The organism is Streptomyces paromomycinus (assembly GCF_003865155.1).
Classification (GTDB): domain Bacteria; phylum Actinomycetota; class Actinomycetes; order Streptomycetales; family Streptomycetaceae; genus Streptomyces; species Streptomyces chrestomyceticus.
This window is the reverse complement of sequence record NZ_BHZD01000001.1, coordinates 9022344-9039395: the sequence shown is the minus strand read 5'-3', so window position 1 is coordinate 9039395 and position 17052 is coordinate 9022344. Positions and strand designations below refer to the sequence as shown.

Annotated in this window: 8 protein-coding genes; 1 reads left to right on the top strand and 7 read right to left on the bottom strand. The window is 73.3% G+C overall.

The window, feature by feature from the left end:
• Window positions 1–403 precede the first annotated feature (403 nt).
• Window positions 404–1597: a cytochrome P450 gene (locus OEIGOIKO_RS38380; RefSeq protein ID WP_125057911.1), complete on the top strand. Its 1194-nt coding sequence runs from the start codon at window positions 404–406 to the stop codon at window positions 1595–1597.
• 135 nt (window positions 1598–1732) lie between these two features.
• On the opposite strand, the gene OEIGOIKO_RS38375 is transcribed toward OEIGOIKO_RS38380, so the two are convergent.
• From OEIGOIKO_RS38375 to OEIGOIKO_RS38345, 7 genes are all read right to left on the bottom strand, one after another.
• Window positions 1733–2284 carry an EF-hand domain-containing protein gene (locus tag OEIGOIKO_RS38375; protein ID WP_125057910.1) on the bottom strand — a complete coding sequence of 184 codons (552 nt, stop codon included), beginning with the start codon at window positions 2282–2284 and terminating at the stop codon, window positions 1733–1735.
• Between the two features lie 244 nt (window positions 2285–2528).
• A complete protein-coding gene (locus OEIGOIKO_RS38370) occupies window positions 2529–3353 on the bottom strand; it encodes a SigB/SigF/SigG family RNA polymerase sigma factor (protein ID WP_125057909.1) in 825 nt (274 codons plus the stop codon).
• 334 nt (window positions 3354–3687) lie between these two features.
• On the bottom strand, window positions 3688–7911 hold the full coding sequence (locus OEIGOIKO_RS38365; protein ID WP_125057908.1) for a hypothetical protein: 4224 nt from the start codon (window positions 7909–7911) through the stop codon (window positions 3688–3690).
• Window positions 7912–7914: 3 nt separating this feature from the next.
• A complete protein-coding gene (locus OEIGOIKO_RS38360; RefSeq protein ID WP_125057907.1) occupies window positions 7915–11586 on the bottom strand; it encodes a hypothetical protein in 3672 nt (1223 codons plus the stop codon).
• A 143-nt stretch (window positions 11587–11729) separates the two neighbouring features.
• A complete protein-coding gene (locus OEIGOIKO_RS38355) occupies window positions 11730–15503 on the bottom strand; it encodes a WD40 repeat domain-containing protein (protein WP_125057906.1) in 3774 nt (1257 codons plus the stop codon).
• Between the two features lie 278 nt (window positions 15504–15781).
• The gene (locus OEIGOIKO_RS38350) at window positions 15782–16399 is read right to left on the bottom strand and encodes a hypothetical protein (protein ID WP_125057905.1); all 618 of its coding nucleotides are present in this window, start codon (window positions 16397–16399) and stop codon (window positions 15782–15784) included.
• 143 nt (window positions 16400–16542) lie between these two features.
• Window positions 16543–16971, bottom strand: a complete 429-nt coding sequence (locus OEIGOIKO_RS38345; protein ID WP_125057904.1) for a DUF3224 domain-containing protein — start codon at window positions 16969–16971, stop codon at window positions 16543–16545.
• Window positions 16972–17052: the final 81 nt, after the last annotated feature.

Genomic DNA, 17052 nt, shown 5'->3' with positions numbered 1-17052 from the left:
TCCACGCGATGCCGCGAGCACCCCCCAGAGATCCGGCATCCGGCTGCAAGAGTTGCCGAGGGCCGGGCAGCCGTCAAGCAACGGTTTTGGCCACCCGGCCGACGCCGGACGCACGCCCCGGCGGGCCACCGCGGACGCATCCGGCGGAACAATTCGATCGAGCCCCACCCTCCTCTTGGACACCTCGTGATCCGGCGGAATCGGCCACCTTGCGGATGCGGCCCGGGAAATGACTAATAGGGGACGCCCCTCGGCGGCACCGCGGCACTAACGTCTTTCCGGTGAGTTGCCGCGCCGGGCGCCCCGGACGCGGCACAGGCACGGAAAGCACCGCACGCCCGGGGCACCGACACCGGGGAAGAACGGTCGCGGGCAGGGCTCCGACTTCCGTACTGGAGATTCCGTGGACACACACCCCGAACCCATCGATTACCCTTTTTCCGAACCGTCCGGGCTCACCGTCGACCCGGAATACGAACAGTGCCGCAGCCGCCCCGGTCTGACATGGGTCCGCCCGCCGTACGGTGACAACGCCTGGCTGGTGACGCGTTACGCGGACATCCGCTTCGTGCTGCGGGACCGGCGGTTCGTCCGTACGCCCCCGCCGGGCAGCGACGAGGCGCGGCTGACCCCGCTCCCGCTGCGGGACAGCATCCTGAACACCGATCCGCCCCAGCAGCCGCGCCTGCGCAAGGCCCTCGCCCAAGGGCTGATGTTCAACGCCGAGCATGTCCGGGACCTGGAGGAGCTGGCCCAGCGTGAGGCGCGGCGGCTGCTGGCGCGCTGCACGGCGCAGCCGCCCCCCGCCGACCTCGCCGCCGCGTACACCAAACCGCTCACCGTGGCCATCCTCTGCCCGCTGATCGGCATCCCCGAGGAGGACCTGGCGGTCTTCCTCGACTGGTTCGAAGGGTTCGCCGGGACCGGCCTGCCCGCCGACGTGGTGGCGGAGCGGATCGAGGAGATCTCCGGCTACACGGCCCGGCTCGTCGCCGACCGCCGGGAACGGCCGCGGGACGACCTGGTCAGCCGCCTGGTGGCGCGGCTGGGCCAGGACGACGGGCTGTCCATGGAGGAGCTCGGCGAGCTGGTCAACGACATCCTGCTGGCCGTCGACAACGTCACCACCCAGCTCACCAACGCCTGTTACGTGCTGCTGTCCTCCCCCGGCCACTTCCGGGAGCTGACGGCCGATCCGGAGCTGCTGCCGCGGGCGGCCGACGAGCTGCTGCGCTACGCGCCGTTCCCCTCGCACGTCACCTTCGCCCGGTACGCCACCGAGAACGTCGAGGTCGGCGGCACGCTCGTGCGCGCCGGTGAACAGGTGCTGCCCGCGCTGCCGGCCGGCAACCACGACCCGCGGATGTTCGCCGACCCGGAGCGGCTGGACTTCCACCGCGGCGGCAACCCGCACCTGTCCTTCGGCCACGGCACGCACCACTGCATGGGGCCGCCGCTGGTACGGATGCTGGTGAAGGTGGCGGTGGCGGCCCTGCTCGACCACCCCGGCCTGCGGCCGGCCGCGGCGTCGGAGGAGCTGCCGTGGCGCGCCGACCTGATCATCCGGCGCATCGAGTCGTTGCCGGTCACCTGGTGAACGGCGGCCCCCGGCCCCCGGGGGCGGGCGCGACGAAGGCGGAGACCGGGCCCGGCCCGGTCTCCGCCACGGTTCTCCGCGGCAGCCGCGGATTCCGCTCTCCGTGTCCCGCGAATTACCGTGTACCGCGGGATTTCAGGTACGGGTCAGCGGCCCGAACACCTGGCTGCTGCGGTCGTCGGCGACCTCCCTGGAATAGAGGTCGCGACAGGCCACGAAATACTCCTCGGAGCTGATGCGGCCGTCGTTGTCGGTGTCGATGCTCCGGGCACCGACCCGGGCGTCGCGAATGGAGAGACCGAACGCGCGGAGCAGTTCGGCGTACTCGTCCGGAGACAGGTAGCCGTCGTCGTTCGTGTCGGCCACCTGGAACTCCGCGTCCGTGATCGGACGCAGCAGACCGTCGGCCGTCGACGGCTTGGCGTGGCGGTCCATGTAGGCCTGGAACTCGGACCGCGAAATGCGGTTGTCCTTGTCCGTGTCCGTCAATTCGTACATGATCTGCCAGGCCTTGGCGTACGCCTCGTGCACGCGCGCCCACTTGGGGCTCTCCTTGGTGTACCCGAAGTGCGTCAGCGTCCGTTCGGCCAGCCGCTGGAGGTCGACTTCCTCTATGTAGCCGTTACCGTCGACGTCCGCCAGGTTGAACCACTGATCCGATTTCTGCGTTATGACACCGGCGACCATTCCGCTCTCCGTTCTTGTAGACGGCTAGCTGCGATTCGCGCATCTCGCACTCTACAGAGACGGAAGAATCGGTCCACCTCGAAAACGCGACATTCGGCTGCCCGCACGGGAGTTCCCGGCGGGATTCGCGGGGTCTCAGATGGCGGGTGCCCGCAGCGGTACCGGTGAGAAGGAATCCCCGCGACGGGCTGCCGGGGCGATCCGGCCCCGCGAACCGTCCATGCCGCCTGACGCGTCCCCGCACTCAAGCGGCAGCCGGACCGTCCTGCTCCGCGTTCCGGTCGACCTCCGCCCGGACTCGGGCCAGCGCCCGGCTGATCAGCCGGGAGACGTGCATCTGGGAGAGGCCCAGTTCGGCGGCGATGGCACTCTGCGTCATGTCCTTGAAGAACCGCAGGTAGAGGATGCGGCGTTCCCGTTCGGGCAGCCGGGCCAGGGCGGGCTTGACCGTTTCGCGGTCCTCGATGAGACCGAAACGGCCGTCGGCCGAGCCGAGGGTGTCCATGAGCGTGTAGTCGTCGTTGTCGCCGCTGCGGTCCAGGGCCACGTCCAGCGACAGGGACCGGTAGGTCTCCAGCGCCTCCAGCCCGAGCACCACGTCGTCCTCCGGAAGCCGGGCGTGCTCGGCGATCTGCGCCACGGTCGGCGACCGGCCGTCCAGGGTGGTGCTCAGCTCCCGTACGGCCTTGCGGACCTTGTTGCGCAGTTCCTGGGTGCGCCGGGGCACGTGCACGTCCCAGGTGTGGTCACGGAAGTGCCGCTTGAGCTCGCCCGTGATCGTGGGTATGGCGAACTGCTCGAAGGCGTCGGCACGCTCGGGGTCGAAGCGGTCGACCGCCTTGACCAGGCCGAGGGCGGCGACCTGCTTGAGGTCGTCGAGCTGCTCCCCGCGCTCGCGCAGCCGCACGGCCTGCCGGTGGGCCAGCGGCAGCCAGGCGGTGATCACGCGCTGGCGCAGCCGCTCCTTCTTGGGCCCGTCCGGCAGCGTGACGAGCAGCCGGAGTTCCTCGCTGGTGTCGGGGTCGTCGTGACGGCGCCCGTGGCGGCGCGCGATCATGGTGGTGGCCATCGCCGGCTCTCCTTAGACGCTGGTGGGCGGTTCGCAGGCAGATGAGTGGCCACTCACCGGAAATCGGCAGACTGGCCCCTCTGGGACGGGGTGCCTGCGGTTCCGAAGCACTGACGCTCTTGTGTCCCGGCGTCCGTGCCTCACACTCCGGGGCCGAAATTTTTTCTCACCGCTTCTTGCCTGGGGGGCAAGAGCCCTGACCAGCGTCCTCGTTGCCGATGTGGGCAGCGGTTGCTTCGTCCACCCCCGCGCGCGAGGTCGTGCGCGGGGTACCGGTCGTCCACAGCGTCCTCAGGGCCGAACGGCCCGCACTCCCCAGGGCCGGACCGCTCCCCTACTCCTCCAGCACCACCTTCCCGAACACCGTCGTCGTCAGCCCGAAGAAGTCCGCGTGGACGAGGCGCCGGGACACCGGGCGGGTGACGCCGTTCGCGGTGAGGGTGCCGGTGGCCGTCGTGCGGTCGGTGAAGTAGGTCTCGGACTCCTCGACGAGGAGCCGGTACAGGCTGGGGGAAGGGAACCGGGAAGGCGGCGGGGTCAGTTCGCCGGTCCAGGTGAAGCCGGTGCCTTCGGGGGTGCAGGTCAGTTCGGCGGTGGCGTCGGTCGCCGTCCAGTCCAGATCGCTACCGGCGCGGGCCCGCTGCTGGACGGTGACGGTGACGCGGCGGCTCGCCGCCATGCCGTCGCGTCCCGGGCCGGTGAACTCGCCCGTGTCGTTGGCGGCGGCCGGGCCGCCCAGTGCGACGCGGATCCGGCCGTCGGCCGTCATCGCGGCGGTGACCGTACGGTCGGGCAGCAGCTGGACGAACTCCCCGGTGACCACCTTCGACAGGTGCAGGGGATCGACGGCGTACGGCTGGTAGCGGGCGAAGACCGGCCGCAGGTAGGGGAAGTAGGCGGGGCTGTCGGCGAGGTCGCCGAGGTTCACGTCGATGTCGCAGGTCCACAGGCCCAGCTGCGCGTCGTACTCCGGCGGGTACGCGGCGACCGTGACGGCCGCGGGCGAGCCGCCGACGGTCTCCGCGAGGAGCCGGTCCGTGGCGGTCACCGCGGCGTTCGGGAAGTTGGCGGGGCGCAGGCGCGGCAGGACGGAGTCGTCCGCCCAGACGGGGTCGGTGCCGCAGCGGGTGACGAGTTCGGCCGGGAGCCTGCTGCCGGGGTCGAGGACGACGGCGAGGAGTTCGTCGTCCCCGGAGCTGAACCAGGGGCGGCGGAGGTGGACGCGTACGCCCGCGGTCCGGCGGGTCCGGGTCACCCGGTGTGCCGCGGTGTCCACCGTGCGTTCCCAGGTGAAGGTCGGGACGGTGTGGCTCACTTCGGGCGGCTCGGGACGGCGGGTGGCCGGCACCGGCCAGCCCCGGCCGGCGGGTCCGGCGGCGGCCGGGCCCCGGCTGGTGATCAGCTCGGGCCGGTCGGTGATCGCCGGGTGGAAGTACTCGCGGAAGCGGGTGGTCGCGGTCGGCGTGTAGGTGACGTTGCGGTGCCGGGTGTCGCGGAACTCGTGCCGTACGCCGGAGAAGCTGCGGGTGTCCCGGAAGCGGTCCGTGGTGAGGTCGCCCACATGGTCGCGGCCGGTCACCCGGCGGGGCGCGGCCTCCTTGACGTCGTCGAGCCACTCCTCCCAGGTCGCGTCCAGGTCGATCCGGCCGGTGCTCCTGGCGTGCAGGGACAGGGTGCCGGAGACCAGCGCGAAGGTCTCCCCTGCCGTACGGAGGAAGCGCAGGGCGGCCAGGGACGGCGGGGCCAGCGGCTTCTCGACGGCGTGCACGAGGGTGAGTTCCGTCCACGGGGTGATCATCCAGTTCTCGCCGGCCGCCGACGCGGCCGTGAGCTCCCGCTGCTTCTCCGGGGTCAGCCGCAGCGGGTCGTTCCACAGGGGCGAGGCGGTCAGCAGCCGCCAGACACGGAACAGCGGAAGGTCCGCCTCCGCGACACGGCAGCTCATACGGACGGTCACCACCTCCGCCTTCGGCACGTACACGGTCAGGACGCCGCCCACCGGCGGGTCCGGCGGACGGTCCCCCTCGACGATCCGCAGCCGCAGCGGCCGTGCCTGGGGCCAGGTTCCGGTGAAGTCGTACGTCCGGTGGGGCTGGTCGCCCGTGCCCGGCAGTCCGCGCAGGGCGACGCCGCGGGCGGGGACGTCGGGCAGGTACGGGAGCAGGAGCCGGTCGGCGTCGTGGACGACGTACTCACCGGTGTGCAGGCCCTCCCCCCGGGCGACCGGCAGTTCGGTCAGGGGTGAGGTGTCGTGCGGGCTGTGCTTGGCGACGTGGATCTCCTCCGCGGCCTTCAGGTCGCGGGTGACGCGGGGGTCCTCGGGGAGGCTGACCACGGTGTCGAGGTAGCTGCCCGCCTCGCGGGACGCCGCCGCGAAGTACTGGCGGCGCACGGCCTCCGATGTGCCCGGGCCGAAGGCCGCGTCGTACACGCCGTGCTGCTCGGCCATCTGGAGTGCGCTCTTGGGCGGGCTGATGTGCCGTTCGTCGAAGGCGCGGTAGCGGCGGTCGAGGCCGTCGGCGGGCGAGTTCTTCCCGTGGTCGGGGACCTGCGGGTTGCGGAGGTCGGCCCATTCCCTGGGGGTCAGCGGACGTCCGTCCGCGTCGACGGTGCTGCGGATGACCAGGTGCGGTTCCGACTCGCCCTCCAGGAACGGCCACCTCGGCACGATCACGGGCGGCGGTACGGGCTCCCAGCGGCCGTAGGTGACGGGCTCGGTGGCGGTGCCCTCCACGGCGGGCGCCCCGGGGGCGAGGCTGTTGCCCGCGAGGTCGACCAGGCGGGCGCGCAGCCGGTAGGTACGGCCGTAGCGCAGGGCGGGCAGCGTGCCGGGGGTGGGCCGGAACGTGGCGGCGAGCGGGAAGCGGTCGGAGATCTCGGGTGCTGGCACCTGGGGCCGGTTGTCGGCACCGAGGGTCCGGCCGGGCGGCGGGGCGGCCAGGCTCCAGCCGTGCCAGCCGAACAGCGCCTGGTGGACGTAGAGCTGGTGGTCGGCGGCGCGGTCGCGGGTGACGGCGGACGCCTTGACGTGCCCTTCGTCGGGTGCGGCGGCGATCGGTACGGCCGGTGCGCCGGGCCGCCTGACCGCGTACTCCCCCGTCCGCGCGCACAGCGGGTACCAGGTGGTGACGCGCCCGGTCCGCTCGTCCGCCACGCCGACGTCGACGCGCAGGCCGCGGACGAGGTGGGTGGCGTCCAGGACCGCGGCGGCGACGGGCTGTCCGTCGGGGCCGACGCCCGCCGTGTGCCGGGCGTCGGCCTCCAGCTGGTCGGCGAGGGCCCGGTCGCGGTCGTCGTGGACGACGGTCAGGCCCGCGCCGTGCAGGGCCGGTACGGCGGTGGGGTCGGCGGCGACGGCCGTGCCCGGTTCGCCCGTACCGCTCAGGTACTGGTCGATGACGCGGGAGAACTCGACGAACTTCATCGCGGCGCCGTCGAGGTCCAGGTCGGTGGTGCGCACCGCGTCGGCGCCCAGCTTGAGCATCCGGTGGCCGTGGAAGCCGTCGTCGGCTGCGTACGGTTCGAAGCGCCGGCCGGGGACGTGGCGCAGCGCAGTCCAGGGGCGCAGCGTCTCGTCGGCGTTCAGGTGCTCCTGGGCGGCCGTGAAGGTCACCCGGGCCTGCCAGCGGTCGGCCAGACCGGCCGGGGGCGTGACGAGCAGGTCCAGGGCGAGGCCGAAGCGCCGCAGGAGTTCGGGGTAGTCGGCGAGGAGGGCGCACGCGGTGTGGAAGTCGAAGTCCGGTTTCTGCGGGGGCGGTTCGGCTTCTGGTGCGGCCTGGGGCGGTACGGCGGAGGCGGCCGGGCGCGCGGCCCGGTCGTAGAAACGGTACATCTCGGCGAGTCCGAGCAGTGCGCTGTCCTGCGTGTAGTCGCGCGCGGTGCGGTCCATGTGCCGGGGGCGGTAGAGGTTCGGCTCGGCGGTGGCGTCCTGCCGTCCGGCGGGCGGGGCGCCGATGAGGCTGTCCAGCCGGGGGTAGGTGGTGCCGACCTGGCCGGAGAAGGCCCGGATGGTGCGGGTCAGTACGTCGGTGAGGTCGCTGCCTTGGGGGTGGTCCCAGTCGGCGCCGGCCCCCTGTGTCTCCAGGGCCGCCGCGAGGTTCAGTTCGCCGCCGCCGGTCGGCGGGTTCGCCCGGCGGTCGGCCGTCGCGCTCACCGCCGCCTCGTACAGTGCTGTGACCTGGTCGTGCACCGCTCCGGCGGGGAACGAGCGCAGCACCGGGAGCTTTTCCGCCGTGGCGGCGAAGGCCCCGGAGGGCGCGTGGACCACCGTGTCGGGTTTGAACAGCTCGGTCCACAGCGCGCTGTCGGCCGCCGGGAAGCGCCCCGTCTGGGCCGTGGCGGGGACGAGGACGCCCGGCCCGGTGGTGCCGGGCGCGCGGAAGGCGACCTGGAGCGCGGGCGCGTACCTCCGCAGGGTGTCCGGCCAGTCGCGGAAGCCTCGGAAGGCGTCGAGTCGGCTGCCGCCGGTGAGGCGGGGGCTGACCAGCACCGTCAGCCGCAGTGTGCCGTCGGCGGCCGGGCCGTCGGGCAGTACGGTCCACCGGATCGTCTCGGGCATGGCTCAGCTCACTTCCGCGAAGGCGGTGCAGTACTCGGTGACGGGGTCGCGCCGGGCGCCGGTGACCGGGTCGGTGTAGGGCGCCATCATTTCGGCGAAGGTGGGCGGCCGGGGTGGCTCCTGCGCCGCCGCCCCCGCGCCGCCGAGCGGGGCGGGGGGCGGTCCGCCGCCCACGAAGCGCTTCTCGCACTCGATCGTGACCGACTGCGACCAGAAGCCGATGTGTACGCTGACGGAGATCCTGGCCCGCCCGTAGACGGTGCCGGTCGCGGTGTCGAAGGTGAGGTCGAGATAGATCTCGATGGAGGCGGAGACGATGCCCAGGACGTCGACCTCGCCCCGGGCCCGGAAGTAGCCGGTCAGCCGGGACTCCCCGGTCTGCAGCTCCAGGCGGAAGTAGATGCCCGCCATGACGGACAGGCTGCCGCTGGCGACACCGAAGTCGAGGGAGACGGCGGCGCCGAATTCGAGGCCCGCCTCCAGGACGGCCACCCGCTGGGGCGTGAGGACGATGCCGAAGAACCCGCCGCCGCCGAGCAGCGAGACGGTGAGCCGGAAGGGGGCCTGCCGGCTGCAGAAGGAGAAGCCGATCTCCAGTGACCGGCCGAGGAAGGGCAGGTCGAGGTAGGCGTCCAGACGCAGGTTCTCCAGGCTGAACACGCCGATGGCCAGGTTCGGCAGCGGCAGTCCGTACCGGGCGACGATGCCGGAGGGCGTGACCTGGATGCCCGGCGGGTCGCTGAAGCCGTCCACCGGGATGAGCTTGCGCAGCGTCTGGACGAAGGAGAGCGGGCCGATGAAGTCGACGCTCTTGAGGACGACGTCGATGTCGGGCTTGCGGCCGGCCCGGGCGGTGAAGCGGACGTGTCGGAAGCTCAGCCGCAGCGCGTTGAACTTCGGCACGAGGATCAGGGCGAAGTTCTCCAGGCTGCAGCTGACGTCGGCGCCGACGCTCAGGTCCTGGCGCAGGGAGCCGCGCAGGTCGACGACGAGGGACAGCCGTCCGTCGGCGTCCGGCAGGAAGACCGGCGAGCCGTCCAGGAGGACGGGCTGGATGTCCGGGTTCCACTCCAGGCGCGCGTTGACGGTCTCCGGGAGCCGGAAGCCGTTGGCGGCCTGCTGTACGGCGTCGCGCAGCGCGACGACCTCTCCGGCGGCCCGGGTCCAGGTCGCGATCTGCTGCTGGACGCGGGTGAGCAGGGTCCGTACGCCCGGGTCGGCGCCGGCGGGCAGGGTGTTCAGCAGGTTGGTCAGGGTGGTGGCGAAGGCGGTGAAGGCGGTGTCGACCTGCTGCATCGTGATCGGTCCGGTACGGCCGGCGAGCCCTTGGGCCACGAAGTCCCCGACGACGGTGACGAACTTCTCCGCCGTGTCGGCGACCTGGCGGGCGGCGGCCGGATAGCGGTCGAGTTCATGGGTGAGCAGTTGGCGGACGCGGCCGAGGTCGGAGAGGAAGCCGGTGACCGCACTGACGGTCTCGGTGAAGAAGTTGGGCACCTTCAGGGCCTTGCCGAGCCCGTCCACTGCCTTGATCACCTCGGCCAGCGGCACCACGCCCAGCAGGCTCGGTCCGACTGCGTCGAGGACGTCCAGCGGGCGGAAGAACTCCTCCGGGCGGAAGGTTCCGTCGGCGATGAGCTGGAGCGGGTCCTGGCCGCCGACGGCCGGGACGCCCGAGACCGGCCCGGTCAGCCGGGACAGTCCGGACACGATCATGCTGGGCGCGGTGAGGCCGCCGGACCGGTCGCTCTGCCGGCCGAAGTCCATCCGCAGCGGCTGGCCGGCGGGGGTGAGCAGGCTGAGGAAGACCTGTCCCGCGTTGGCCTTGCGGACCGGGCCGCCGACGGTGTCGAAGCCGGACAGGGCGTACCGCTTCGCGTAGGCGACGGGCACCGTGGCGTCCGTGCCGCCGATCCGTCCGACGGCGGGCACGGAGGCCTGTGCCCAGCGCAGTTGCGGCAGGAACTGGGCGTTCTTCGACACGGCCGGGTCACCCGGCGCCGGGTCGGCCAGCGCGGGCGGCGCCGCCATGCCCCACACCATCCGGGTCACGTCGAGCCGGGTGTCGTCGGGCCGGAGGACGGGCGCGAGCGCCACCGACTGGCCGAGGAGGTCGGCGCTGGCCTCCACGGGGTGCTCCGGCGCCACGGCGCCGGGTCCGGCGGCGGCGGTGGGCGGGTTACGGTCCAAAGCGTTGTACTCGGCGACGGCCGCGGCGAGTCCGGCGCCGGTGGCCAGCGTCTCGTCGAGGAAGAGCAGCGGCGTACGGAACTCGACGGTGTTCCCGCCGTGGTCGACCGCGGTGACCTTGAAGTGGAACGGCCGCTCCGCCGGGGTGGCGGGGAAGAACTTGCGCCGGTCGGCGGGCGGTACGAGGTCCGGTGTCTCCACCGTGTCCAGGCGCACGCTGGTGAAGGGGAACAGCACGTTCGCCAGGTCGCTCGTGGGCTCGGGACCGGTGGGCAGCGCGGTCTTCGGGTCGTACGTGCGCAGCGGCTGCCGTACGACGACGAACTCCCGCTGGATCAGGTAGGCGGCCTGGGAGGCGTCGAACTTCCGCTCGGTGACGCGGACATGCACCGCCTTGTGCCCGAAGGGGCACAGGAATCCCTCGCGCATCACGCGGACGTAGTGGTCGCGTCCCATGGCGGCCCGGTGGCGCCATTCGGAGAGCGAGACGCCGCGCGGCCGTCGCGGCCAGGAGCCGAGGCCGTCCAGCCAGCCGCCGGCCGTGGAGAGCATCAGCAGCCGTACGGCCACGGGCTGCGGCACGTACGGGCTGCCGTCCGGCTCGATCAGGCCCGCGCCGGTGGTGAGGTCGACGATGTCCCGCCGGTCGTCCGGCTCCAGCGCCTGCCGGAAGGCGTACGGGGCGCCCGGGTCGCCGCCGCGTTCGCGGTTCCACACCGCGCGGACCGTCCCGGCGTCGAGCCGGGTGTGCCAGAGGGGGACGCGGGCGCCGGGCTCGGGCGCCGGAATCCTGCCCCGGTGGATCCACCTGCCCTTCTGCGAGGGAGACAGGTACAGCCGGTAGGGAAGTTCGATGCCGGTACGGGGGCGGGCCGGGTCGGCGAGCGGGTCCTGCGGCCCGGCCGCCACGGCCGGAATTGCGGCTTCTGTTCCCTCCGCCACCGCGCCCGCCGCTGCCGCGTCCGCCGCTGCCGCGAGGGCGCGCGCGGTCTCGGGGCCGAAGCGGGCGGTGAGTTCGGTCGTCGTCCGCAGCAGCCGTACCAGGGCCATGGCGCGGGCCGCGGCGTCCTGCCCGTCCGGCGCCGCGGGCGGCGGGTGGAACGCCGGTGCCGCGGGAGCCGGCGTGTCCGGTTCGCGGGCCGCGTCCACGACGCGCAGCGGGAGCCTCCGCATGGCGTCGAGCAGTCCGTCCTCGGTGAACGGCACCGCGTCCCGCGGCCCCACCTCGAAGACGAGGACGCTCCGGCCGCCGATGAGGGAGCCCACCGGCAGATCGCGGGGCTCCCCCGGCACTTCGTCGCTGAACGCCTGTTCCACCGTGTGCTGCGGCCCGAAGGTGACCGCGATCCAGCCGTCCGCCTGCGCGTCCGCGCGGACCAGCCGCCGGTCCCCGCCGGTCCCTTCCACCGTCAGCCCGGCGAAACCGAACGACAGGTCCAGCAGGTCGGTGCCGCGCAGCAGGCGCAGCGCTGCCGGAATGCTCATGAGACGCCCCCTAGCTCTGCGCGCCGGGCGGGGCCTGGTCTCCCGTCCCTCGCGCGCAGCCCCGCCTACCTCCTATCTCCAACGGCGCCCCCGCACCAGACGGTGTGCAGCGCTCCACCGGGGCTAAATGCGTTCGAGATGCCTCAGGGCGCCCCGCACGCCTTACGGGGTGCCTCGTCCGGCAGGTAGGCGGCGTGTTCCGCCGACGTCAGCTCGCGGTTGACGGCGCGGCAGATTCTCTTGACGGACTCGTCGGGGCCGGGCAGGGCCACCTCCCGCAGGCGTACCACTCCGTCGCTGCTGCCGGTGGCCAGCGAGCGGCCGTCGGGGCTGAACGCGACCGACCGGACGAGGCCGGTCTGGCCCGCGTAGGTGGCGCGGGTCTGGCCGGTGGCCACGTCCCACAGCCGTACGCTGCCGGTGTCGCGCCCGCTGGCGGCCAGGGTCCGGCCGTCGGGGGTGAAGGCCACCGCGCCCAGCGCGCCGATGGTGTGCCCGGTGATGGTGGTACGGGCATTGCCGGTGACCACGTCCCACAGCCGTACCGACCCGTCCGCGCCGCCGCCGGCCAGGGTGCGGCCGTCCGGACTGAACGCGACCGCTCCGGCGTTGCCCCGGGGACCGGTCAGGACGTTCCGGGCCCGGCCGGTGGCCACGTCCCACAGCCGTACGGGGCCGTCCCGGCTGCCGCTCGCCAGGGTCCGGCCGTCCCGGCTGAACGCGACCGACGTCGCCGGATCGGTACGGGAGGTGGACAGGGTCCGGGTCCGGTGGCTGCGGGTGTCCCACAGCAGCAGGGCTCCGGTCCCGCCGGTACCGGCCAGGGTCCGGTCGTCCGGACCGAAGGCCACCGCTTCCCCCGTGAACCGCGGCAGTGTGGCGAGGAGTCTGCCGGTGGCCACGTCCCAGATGCGCAGGCCGGTGCGTCTGCCGGTGGTGGCGAGAGTGCGGCCGTCGGGGCTGAACGCCACCGCGCGGACGCGGTCGCTCCCGCCGCTGCCGGACCGGCGGCCGAGCGTCCGGCTCCCGCGCGTGCCCAGGTCCCAGACGCGTACGGTGCCGTCGTCACTGCCGCTGGCCAGCGTACGGCCGCCCCGCCCGTACGCCACGGCGCCCACCGGCCCGGTGTGGCCGGTCAGGGTGGTGAGCGTATCGCCGAGGGTGGTGTTCCACAGCCGGACCGTGCCGTCGTCGCTGCCGCTGGCCATCGTGTGCCCGTCCGGGCTGAACGCCATCGAGCCGACGCGGCGCGTGTGGCCGGGGAGGGTGCCGAGGTTCCCGCCGGTGGCCACGTCCCACAGCCGTACGGTGCCGTCGTCGCTGCCGCCGCCCAGGATGCGGCCGGACGGGCCGAAGACCATCGTGAGCACGTAACCGGCGGGCCCGGCGAGGGTGGTACGGGCCTTGCCGGCGGTCAGGTCCCACAGCTTGATGGAGGCGTCGTCGCTGCCGTAGATGGCCAGAGTGTGTCCGTCCGGGCCGAAGGCCACCGCCCTGTTGCCGCCCGCGGGCGAGACGATCCGGGTGCGGGCGGCGCCGGTGGCGGCGTCCCACAGGCGTACGGTGCCGTCCAGGCTGCCGGTGGCCACCGAGCGCCCGTCGGGCGCGAAGGCCACCGAGACGACCTTCCCGGTGTGACCGCGCAGCGTCGCGGACAGCTCGCCGGTGGCCGTGTTCCACAGGCGCACGGTGCCGCCGGTGCCGCCGGTGCCGCCGGTGGCCAGGATGCGGCCGTCCCGGCTGAAGGCCGTGGTCGTCACCGGGCCGCCGTGCCCGCCGAACGTCGCGCGGACACGGCCGGTGGCCACGTCCCACAGCCGCCAGGCTCCCCCGCCGGTGCTGCCCGCCAGTGTGCGCCCGTCAGCGCTGAAGGACAGGGCGGCGAGCGTCTTCGCAGGCGCAGGGAGCGTGGCGCGGGCCGTTCCGGCCGGCACGTTCCACAGGCGCACGGTGGAGTCCCGCGCACCGCCGGTGGCGAGGGTGCGCCCGTCGGGGCTGAACGCGACCGCCCGCACTCCGCCGGAGTGCCCGTCGAGCCGGCGCCGCAGCGGGACGTCCACCGCGCTGAACAGACTCGCGACGGCTTCCTTGGTGGGGGCGGTCCGGTAGGCGTGGACCGCCAGCAGGGAGGACAGGTCCGGCCAGTCCCCCATGAGGGCGGTGGACTGCGCGGCAAGCTGCCGCGACAGGGAGAGACGCTGGGCGGCCACGGCCGCGTCGCGCTGCCGTTCACTCGTACGGAACTGGTCCCAGGCGACCAGCCCGGCGGCGAGGGCGAGGGCGAGGAGGACGGACAGGGTCGCGGCGGACTGGCGCAGCCGGCGGGTGGTCCGGGCGGCGGCGCGCCGCTCGCGGTCGCGCGCCGCGATGCTGGCGGTGAGGAAGGCGCGTTCCTGAGGGGTGAGTTCGTCGGGGGTGCCGCCAGGCGACGGCACAGCTCCGGCCGCCTCCTCCGGAACGCCTCTCTCCTCGGGGGCGAACGCCTCCTCGGCGGCATCCAGACGGGTACCTCGGTACAACGCCCCCGGGTCGTGGTCGAGTTCGTCCCACAGTCCGGCCGCCTCCGTCAGCCGGCGGTGCACGATCAGGCGTCCGCGGTCCTCCTCGATCCAGCCGCGCAGCCGGGGCCAGGACGTGATCAGCGCTTCGTGGGCCAGGTCCACGGTGTCCTGGTCCACCGTGATCAGACGGGCCCTGGCAAGCTGTTCGACGAGCTGGGCGGCGGCCGGGTCACCGGCGTCCAGCTCTCCCCTGGCCGCGGGCCGGCGGGTGTCCGCCGAGCCTTCCCCCGGGGTGATCAGGCGCAGCAGCATCCGGCGCGCCGCCCCGGCCTGCTGCGGCGAGAGCCGGCCGTAGAGCTGTTCGGCGGTCTGGGCGACCGCGCCGTGGACACCGCCCGCCGCCTCGTACGCCTGGAGCGTCAGGGTACGGCCACGGCGCCGCCGCCAGGTCTCCAGCAGGACGTGCGAGAGCAGGGGCAGGCTGCCCGGCTCCTCGGCCATCTCCTCGACGAGGCGGGCGGTCAGCGACCGCTCCACGATCAGGCCTTCGGCGGCCGCCGGCTTGACGATCGCCTCCCGCAGTTCCTGCGGCGACATCGGTCCGATGGGCAGGCTCGCCTCGTGGATCACGTCGGCCAGTTCCCGGTGCGCCAGGCACCTGCCGTAGAAGTCCGCCCGTACGCCCAGCACCACCCGCAGCCGGCTCGCGGGATCGTGGGCCGTCAGGATGCGGCGGACGAACGCGTTCCGTTCGTCGGGGTCGGCGCAGAGGGTGAAGACCTCCTCGAACTGGTCCACCACGAGCCAGGTGTCCCCCGTCGTCCCGGCCGGGGTGAACAGCCGCCCGGCGTCGCGCTCGGGACGGGCGCCGGGGGTGAGGACGCGGATCGCGGCGGGCGGGGGCAGGCCGAGCGGCGGGGCGTCGGCGGGCCGCCGCAGACGGGCGATGAGCCCGGCGCGCAGCAGGGAGGACTTTCCGCTGCCGGACGGGCCGAACACCGCGACGACCCGGCGTTCACGCACCCGCCGCAGCAGTTCCTCGGTGAGCCGCCGACGGCCGAAGTAACGCGTGTGGTCGTCCGGTTCGAAACGGGCCAGGCCGCGGTAGGGCGCGACGGCACCGTCCTCCTCCGCTTCGAGGACGCGGGCCGCGTCCTCCCGTACGGCTTCGTGCCAGCGCCGCTGCCAGTGTCCGGTGTCCCCGCCGCACGCCGTCACGTACGCCAGCGTCACCGGGAGCGACGGCAGCTTCTCCCCCGCCGCCGCCTGGGAGAGCACGGCGGCCGAGTAGGCCGCCCGTTCCGCCATGGCCCGGTAGGTCGGACTGCCCGCCTCCAGGCGCAGCTTGCGCAGTTCGTACGCGAACCGCTGTACCGGACCCGCCCCGGGGTCCACGGGCTTTTCGCGACGCCCCATGCGGCCTCCGCGCCGAGCTGACCGAGGAACGCCACGGTACGGAGGCCGATGGGACCTCACAAGGCCGGTTTCCGGCCGTGCGGGCCATTGATTGGCCGCACGGAAACGGGCTGCCAATCAATGGCCGGTGCGGTGAAGTGGGCCGTACCTGCGCCGGTCACGGTGCCCGCGTCCGCACCCTCCGGCGTCGCCGGGACCGGGCCGGCGCAGCACCGCACCGCGGTGCGGCCGGTGGGTGGACGGGCATCCTCACGGGGGTGGGATGCCCGGCACCCGGATCACGTCAGGCGCATACCGTTGGCGGTGACGATCGCGTCGTAGTCGCCCTTGAGGCCGCCCTCGCCCACGTAGCAGCGGTACCCGCTGGGCTTGTCGATCGGTACCAGCTGCACCTCGGGAGCCTTGTCGCAGCGCAACGAGCCGGCCGCCTTGCCCCCGTACTGCCCGTACTGCTTCCACGCCCGGGCCCGCATCCCCTCGGCGGTCAGCACGCCGCCCTTGGTCGGCGTGGCCGTGTACTGCGTGAGGATGAAGCCGCCCTTGGTCTCGACGCGGAAGGGCACGTCGACTCCCATGTACTTCACGGTGCAGGTGAAGGTCCGGGGCTTCTCGCCGCCGACCTCCTTGGTGTCACAGGTGCTGCTGGTCTGCTTGGGCACCGCGCCGCCCATGTAGAGCACCCGGGTCTCCAGGTCGTACTTGATCTGCTCCAGCACCGGCGCCTTCTTGCCGGGCGCCGGGTGCTGCGGGGCGACCTTCTCGGGCGGCGCGGCCGTCGGGCTCGGCACCGGCGTGCCCTTGGCGGACGCCGGCGCCCCGGACGCTCCGCAGGCACTGGCCGCCGAGACCACCAGGGCCACCGTCGCCGCCGTACGTATCCACTTGTCGCGCTGCACTGCTGCTTCCCCGTCTTCCCCGTTGCGCGCGGGCCGCTGGACACGGCCTGCGCACCTTGTTGCCGGACCGCCCGATCTTAGGACGCGCGCGGCGCGGCGGAGGAAGGGGGTCCGCATGGGGTGCGGGCCGCGTCCGGTCTGCCTCAGCCGAAGTCGTAGTCGAAGGTGTACGGAACGGACGGGCTGCCGTGCCCGACGGTGAACTCTCCGGTACCGCGCAGCCCGGCCAGCTCGCCGGTGGCCGAGCCCGGTACGACCTCGAACGTGCAGTGCACGCTCCCCCGTGCGTCGAACGAGCCGCGCTCCTCCACGGCGAAGGTGCCCCGCCGCCCGTCGACGGTGCCCGTCAGCAGCTCCATCCCGGTGAAGGTGCCGGTCTTCTCCGTGATGTAGACGATGGTGTACTCACAGGTCGTTCGGGCTGCCTCGACGCCCCCGGCGAAGGTGTTGGTGACGGCGGCGTGGGCGAGGCGCGGCAAGGTGTCTTCCCCGCCGAGGGCGCGCTCCTGCCAGTCGGCGTACGTGAAGTGCCCGGTGGTACGCAGGCGTTCGGCGCTGGTCGGTGCGGTCATGGTGCTCCTTTCGTCCGGCCGCGCGGTGCGGTCCGCGCGGTGTGCTCGAAGTCTGGCCGCCGTACCTGACACCTTCTGTCA